This window comes from Candidatus Latescibacter sp. (assembly GCA_030692375.1).
Lineage (GTDB): Bacteria > Latescibacterota > Latescibacteria > Latescibacterales > Latescibacteraceae > JAUYCD01.
This window is the reverse complement of record JAUYCD010000243.1, coordinates 1-6,892: the sequence shown is the minus strand read 5'-3', so window position 1 is coordinate 6,892 and position 6,892 is coordinate 1. Positions and strand designations below refer to the sequence as shown.

Annotated in this window: 4 protein-coding genes; all 4 read right to left on the bottom strand. The window is 51.7% G+C overall.

Going from position 1 to position 6,892, the window contains the following annotated elements; translation table 11 throughout:
* Positions 1–390 precede the first annotated feature (390 nt).
* Entirely contained in the window at positions 391–1,668 is a 1,278-nt protein-coding gene (locus Q8O92_14685) for a hypothetical protein (protein ID MDP2984563.1), read from the bottom strand.
* A gap of 241 nt (positions 1,669–1,909) precedes the next feature.
* Positions 1,910–3,652, bottom strand: coding sequence for a hypothetical protein (locus tag Q8O92_14680; protein ID MDP2984562.1), 1,743 nt, complete (start codon positions 3,650–3,652; stop codon positions 1,910–1,912).
* Positions 3,653–3,954: 302 nt separating this feature from the next.
* The gene (locus tag Q8O92_14675) at positions 3,955–4,881 is read right to left on the bottom strand and encodes a sugar phosphate isomerase/epimerase family protein (GenBank protein ID MDP2984561.1); all 927 of its coding nucleotides are present in this window, start codon (positions 4,879–4,881) and stop codon (positions 3,955–3,957) included.
* A gap of 122 nt (positions 4,882–5,003) precedes the next feature.
* A complete protein-coding gene (locus Q8O92_14670; GenBank protein MDP2984560.1) occupies positions 5,004–6,296 on the bottom strand; it encodes a Gfo/Idh/MocA family oxidoreductase in 1,293 nt (430 codons plus the stop codon).
* Positions 6,297–6,892: the final 596 nt, after the last annotated feature.

Sequence of the window (6,892 nt, the reverse complement as noted above, 5' to 3'; positions counted from 1 at the left end):
CTGTCAAGCCTCAGCCGAAGGCTGACTTGCTTGGGCTTGACAGCAACTAACAACATATTTCGAATAGGGTTGGATTGAGATCATTTCCTCAATGCAACCCTTGTAAGTAAATTTCTTAACCAACTCTTTTGGAGAAGAACCGAATAATTAGACAGGATTTACAAGATTTTACAAGATTATATCCGGTTATGTCATTTGGTAAGTATTTTTGAAATTATTGTGTACATTTAGATCCTGAAACGAGTTCAGGATGACACGTGTCATGCCGAACTTGTTTCGGCATCTAAACATACAATCATCAACCTTACTTAATGACATAACCAGTTGATTTTATTTTCATGTTTTATTCCAATCCTGTTAATCCTGTCAATCATGTCTAATATTTTTTCTTTATTTCTCCGCTTCTTCGCGGGCGATACGGCACCAGCGCGTGACGTTTTCAGGGTTTTTTCCGATGGTATGATTGTCCTTCATAATGATTTCCACCCGGCAGTTCTTCGTGGTGTCCAGCATCTCCCGCAGGTTTTTCCGCACACGCTCCCCGTCCATCACCGGAACCGCGAGCTCCGCGGGATTCGGCTTGTAAGAGAAGATGTACCGGGTTCCCAGCTTTTCAGCCATGTCCGGTATGCAAGCCCAGGCGGACACGGAAACGCGCCTCAGCCGGGGGATGTGCTCCACGACGTGCCAGCGCTTATCCAGCGGCTCGCAGCAGCCGTAACAGTTGAGCCCGAACCGCCCCAGGAGGGGAAGCTGGTAAGGGAAAATAAATTCCTCGAACATGGCGGGGGAGAAAGTGATGGTCTCCTGGCTTTCCGCGAATCCCCACATGTCCCGGGTGCGCACACGGCCCGTGAAATCGGCCTGCGGAAGCTCCCGCAACCAGCCAAACCCGCCCGAACCCACATAGGTGCCGTCGTTGTTGAGGCTGAGAAGGCCGTTGCGCTCTAGGAAATCGAGGCGGGCCATTGTCCCCGCGCTGAGGAAGGACATGAGCTCTTTGAGTTTTTCCGGATAGTCGTAGGCGTCATACATGATCTGTTCGAGCCCGCGGAGGTACACCAGTGTCATAGTCATCCCCATACTCCACCACCACTTGCCCTTGAGCCGTACAGGGAGGAGATCGTCCAGGACCTCTTTCGCCAGCGCGACGAGGCGTCCGGTAGACTCGCAGTCCACGGTGATTTCAGGAATGCGGAGCCGGTCAATGTCATTCCAGGTCCGAATCGGCGCCTTCCAGATATAGGAGCCGCCGTCTTTCCCGCCGATTCTTGTCTCGTGCATCCCCCAATCGGTTTCCGAATAGACATAGGGGACCTCGAAATACTGCTGCACTACGCGGTCATCGCCCATGGACCCGCCCCAGAAAATTTCCTTACGCAGGGTCATCTCCCATTCCCGGGCCAGTGCGCCGGTGCAGCGGAGACTGCCCTCGGCGATTATCTCGTTCCAGCCATTCTCAGGGTCGCAGAAGACCAGGGGGCGCGTCGGCTCCAGGGCGTTGTGATCATACCAGAGGTCGCGCTTCTCAGCCTCGACCGGACGGGCTGCCAGTTCGGCTGTTTGGGCCGCGAGTTCACGGAGGATGACTCTGTCGCCGGGGGTTACATATATGACTTCGGGTTCGATGGTCTTACTGGCAATGGAAAGCGGGGTCTGGTCGGTCATGCGGTGTCTCCTGAACATACAGTAAATAAGTGAAATTGGGTACTCTTGTGTCTTTAAATATCCCCCCTGCCTTCGGCATCCCCCCTTATTAAGGGGGGAATTTAAGGAGGGTGTTCTGTCAAATCCTAATAAATGTTTACATAGTAAAAGGAACAATTTTCTTTTTCCCCCTTAATAAGGGGGGTAGGGGGGATTAACCTTGTCGGATGATCACCTTAGTTTACTTAACGACATAACCGTTTTACTTTTTTGCCCTGTTTGGGAGCCAGAGCGCCAAACCCAGGAGCATCATGAGCGTTCCCACAATTCCGTCAATCATCAGCGCTCTCCCGCCCATGTACAGCCCGATGGGCAGGAAGGCAAAACCAAAAACGACCAGTGCGATGCCTACCGCCATGAAGGGCGACTGTTTCTCCCCAGAGGATTGAGGGATTTCCACATTGCTGACCACATCCATGCGCTTGAAAAATTCATCCACCCGCTGCTGTTCTTCATCAGGTCTCTTGTAACCGGCCGAGCCGAGCCACATTGCCAGGACAGTAACCGTGATGTTAATAAAGATGGAGACAGAATTGTAACCCTGTTTCAGCCAGTAGGAAAGATTGGGATCTACCGCCGCCTGGGCGCTGTATACATTCAAAAGCACGGCATTGACAGCCACGAGAGTCACACCTGACATCATGCCGCAGATTATTCCCAAAAGGGCGCCTCGTGAATTGATCTTTTTTATGAAGAGCCCGCCGAGAAGGGGAAGCATCATGGCCGGCGCCAGCGCTCCGAATGCCTTCACCAGGATGTCCCAGAGGTTGAATCCCCTGATGTAATTTATCCCGATGGCAAAGAGAATGGTCAAGCTTCCTACCAGGGCGGCGTTGATTTTTGCCCAAAAGAGGAGGTTCTTCTCATCGGCATCAGGACGTACGATTTTATGGTAAAAATCCTTGGTCAGAATACCGGAAAGAACATTGTATTCGTTCCCGAGAGTGGAGAGGGTGGCGCTGAACATACCGGCGACAATAAGGCCCATGACCCCGACCGGAAGAACCTTAAGGCAAACCGCCACATAGGCCTCGGCGGTTCCGCCCGGTTTGTCCATGAGCTCGGGAACAAGAATTCTTCCGGCCATGGCGGGGATGAAGAAGATGAGAGGGCCTACGAACGAGAGAACACCCATCGTGATGGCGACTTTTTTGGCGTCTTTTTCTTTGGCCACACAATTGTATTTCTGCACCAGGCCCCAACTGGCGTTGTAGGAGATGGTAGTAATGAGTGCGAACATGAGCCAGTCAAAGAAACCATACCCATGCTGGGGCGCAAAAGGAAGGAAAAATCCCGGTGGCGTCTGGGTGAAAAGCTGCTTGATACCTCCGATAGCGCTAAAGGTCAGAGGCAGAAGGAGCACAACGCCGAAGCAGAGGATGATGGCCTGGAAAAAGTCGGTGACCAGCACCGCCCACTGCCCGCCCAGGATGGCGTACAGGATCATGATGATACCCACAAACACGATGCATATTTCCAGGGTAAACCAGCTTTGACCGACCGCCACCGCAAGGAACACCGCGGTGGAAAATACCCGCAGAGCATTATCCACCATGCGGAGGGGAATCCCGGTCCAGACAAATACCTGATGCAGGGTCTTGTTGTACCTCTGCTCCAGGAATCCGAGCGGGGTCATGATCCGGGTACGGCGCCAGCGAGCCGCCAGGAAAAGGGAAGCCGCGATCATGGCCGGAATGACAGTCCAGCACATGGAGATTGCCACAAAACCGTACTTGTAGGCCATCTGTGAGTAAACGACAAAGGTCAGCGCGCTGAACGAGGCCATCCAGAGTGATACCCCGGCGAGCCACCAGGGCACAGCCGCTCCGGCGGCAAAGTAATCCTTGGCCTGCTTGATGAATTTGGAAAAATACATTCCCACCAGTACTACTATCGCAAAATAGAGCAGGATAATGACATAGTCGAGCGGATGAATCGACTGCATGGGGCCTCCCCTGGAGTAAAAAGAACAAACGGTCAAATATAATTGAGCAAAGATTATGATCTGGCCAAAAGTTTCTTGTTGCTGCCCACGTTTAAAAAACCTCACCCGGCCTTCGGCCACCCTCTCCTAATTAGGAGAGGGTGGTAACAACGCGCATAATGAGTTACTCCCTCTCCTGACTAGGAGGGGGGGATAGGGGGTGAGGTAAAGAAACACCAGAAAATAATGTACAACTTACTTTTTACCGGATTGCCAAAGATAACTGGAAAATCAAATCCTGTCCATACAATTCCCTTTTCAAATTACACAGTCTTGATAAGGTTCTCCAGGAACTTTTTCGACTGGAGAATATCTTCGACCTGACGGGGACCGCTGATCTCACGCTCGATGGTGATATGGCCTTTGAAATTCAAATCTTTCAGCTTACGGATCACCCCGGGAAAATCAACCTTCCCTTCGCCGATAGGCGTCTCTTTGCCCAGCTCGCGGGGATTGGTGGGATACATCCCGTCCTTGGCATGAAGGGAGCGCACATACTTGCCGATAACATCCAGACCGTCCACCGGGTTTGCATTGCCGTAGAGGATGAGGTTCGCGGTGTCATAATTCACCCCCAGGTTGCCGGTTCCGATATCCTCGATAGCCCGGAGAAGGGTGACAGGCGTCTCCTGGCCCGTTTCAAAATAGATGGAAAGCCCCCGGTCTTTCACATATCCGGCGACCTCTTTCATGGCGGTAATGAATTCCTTGTAGAGAGGGTCATTGGGATTCTCGGGTATAAAGCCGAAGTGGGCGCACACCGCGGGGATTCCTGCTTCACGGCAGAAATCCGTTCCCTGTTTCAGACGGGTAATACGCTCGGCTCTCATCTCACGGGGGACAAGGCCGATAGTCGCAGGGCCTTCGTAGAAATTCCAGACGTATTTTCCCGGCCCCATACAGATGAGAGAAGTCGGTTTCAGGGAGAGTTTTTCAAGGGTCGTTCGTATCCGCACGGCCAGTTTGGAAGAATACTCTCCCACAGTGAGCTGACAGGTAGTAAATCCGAGTTCCTTCACCCGCAGCAGCTCTTTTTCCGGGTTGTCCGCCCCGATAATGATGCCCAGCGGCATGTCCGGGGAGGCGTCGCGCCCCTTAGCAGACGTGTTATCCGCCGCCCGAACCTGTGGGGCAGCGGCAGCCGAAGCGGCAGCCAGCATGAACGATCTTCTTTTCAATTTTGTAATCAACTGTCATTCTCCTTAACAAGTTCGGCATGACGTTTTTCCAATGCAACTGTTTTACCACCTGTGTAAAAGCCTTTTTTTGCCTCATCTTTTCACTTTTCACTTTGGGCATTGGACTATCTTTTTTATCCCTTCTTGTCGAACTTTGTGAGGTCCAGCCTGGGGTCGAACCGTTCGTTGGAACGGATCATCTGGTCCCAGGTGGCCTCCCTGCCCGTGTATGCCGCAGTCCGGCCCATCATTGCCGTGAGTGCGGATTCGGCGCCGGCGTCCGCCTCGTTGATGAGATTCCCGGATTTGATGCTTTCTATGAAAGCCTTCTGCTTGTTCGGGTCGGCGTCATCGAGCGAGGATTTGAACGCCCCGGCGGCCCACTGCTCCTTGGTGACCGTCTCGGCTGTTCCCCTGACCACTCCGGAATCCCAGGGTTTCTCTCCCTTGATGAACACTCCTCCCGTGTAATGGGCCTCCGCGACTCCCCTGGTTCCGAAAAAGCGGACACAGACATCCCCATAACCGGGATCGAACTGGGTGGACTGGAAGCTCGCATGAACTTTCCCCGGATATTCAAAGATGACATTGTAATGGCTCCAGACATTCCCGCGATCGTTCCTGCCCGCCCTTCCGCCGGCGCCGAAGGACTTGAGGGGAGGGCTTTTAAATACCCAGTTCATGATATCCACCACATGGATGCCCTGCTCCACCAGAATGTCTCCGGACAGAGCCAGGTCCCAGAACCAGGCGCGCAGCCGGGCCTCATCTTGCGGTACATCATCGCGCCATTTGATGGGAATCGAGCCGGCCAGATAGTATGCCTGCACTGTGACAATATCCCCGATATCACCCTGCTGGATGCGCTTGACCATTTCCACATAAGGAGTTGCATGACGGATCTGGAACCCGACCACCAGGGTCGTTTTCCCTGCGGCTTTTTTCCCGATACGCTGAATGCGCTTCACTCCCGCCGGATCGATTGCGACCGGTTTCTCGCAGTAGGCATGTTTCCCGGCATCCACCGCCGCTTCCAGGTGCACCGGGTGCAGAAAGGCCGGAGTGGAGACCAGCACGGCATCCACATCTTTCAGGTCGAGAAGCCGCAGGTAGGCTTTGGAGCCGAGAAAGAGGTGGGAATCCTCGATCTGGGGATGCCCCTTTTCACGGTTGACCCTGTTGAGATTCTCACGGCCTTTCGTGAGCTGATCCTCGAAAAGATCGGCAATGGCGACGATACGGCTGTCGGTATTTCTTACCATCGAGCTGATCACTCCGGTTCCACGGCCCCCGCAGCCGATAATTCCGAGCCTGACAGTCGAATTCGCGGCGGAACCGAAAACAGTTCCAGGTTTAAGAACGGTTACAGCGGCGGAAGCGGCGGCGGCTGTTTTTAAAAAAGTTCTCCTGTCAACGGTATTTTCCATAACTCCTCCTCTTTTCGTGATATATTATTTTCTGTTTTAGTCTTGATGATCCGGCAAAAAGTAATTTTTACATTATTTTCTGGTGTTATTAAACCTCACCCCCTGTCCCCCTCTCCTAGTCAGGAGAGGTGGTAACTCATTGCTGGCTATGTTATTACCCTCTCCTGAATAGAAGAGGGTGGCCGAAGGCCGGGTGAGGTTTTCGTCAATTCAGAGAGCATTTTAATACTTTTTGCCGCATCATCAGTCTTGAAATATAGAGAATCCGGTCATTTTTTCTTCACTGCATAAACTTATTCTTTTATGATGGAAAAAACAAAGATTTTTTATCAGATCAGCAATCTCCTTTGAATTTGTAAATGCTTTTCTTTGAAATTCGACTTGGGAAAACACATAATAATTTGACAACACCAAAAAATGGTGATATATATAAAAGGGGAAAAAGTTGTATAAAATGCCAAAAAAATACAGTCCCCAAAATCCCGAAGGCAGACTTTCAACGGGAAAATACATTATAATGGGGTACTGTCAAAAGTATCATGAAAAAATAAGAAAGCTGTGGAAATGACGTAACCATTGAAAAGTCTTTGACTTTC

Excerpts from the sequence above, each read along its gene's own strand:
- Q8O92_14685 (MDP2984563.1), bottom strand. The coding sequence starts at position 1,668 with ATGACCGACCAGACCCCGCTTTCCATTGCCAGTAAGACCATCGAACCC.
- Q8O92_14670 (MDP2984560.1), bottom strand. The coding sequence starts at position 6,296 with ATGGAAAATACCGTTGACAGGAGAACTTTTTTAAAAACAGCCGCCGCC.
- Q8O92_14680 (MDP2984562.1), bottom strand. The coding sequence starts at position 3,652 with ATGCAGTCGATTCATCCGCTCGACTATGTCATTATCCTGCTCTATTTT.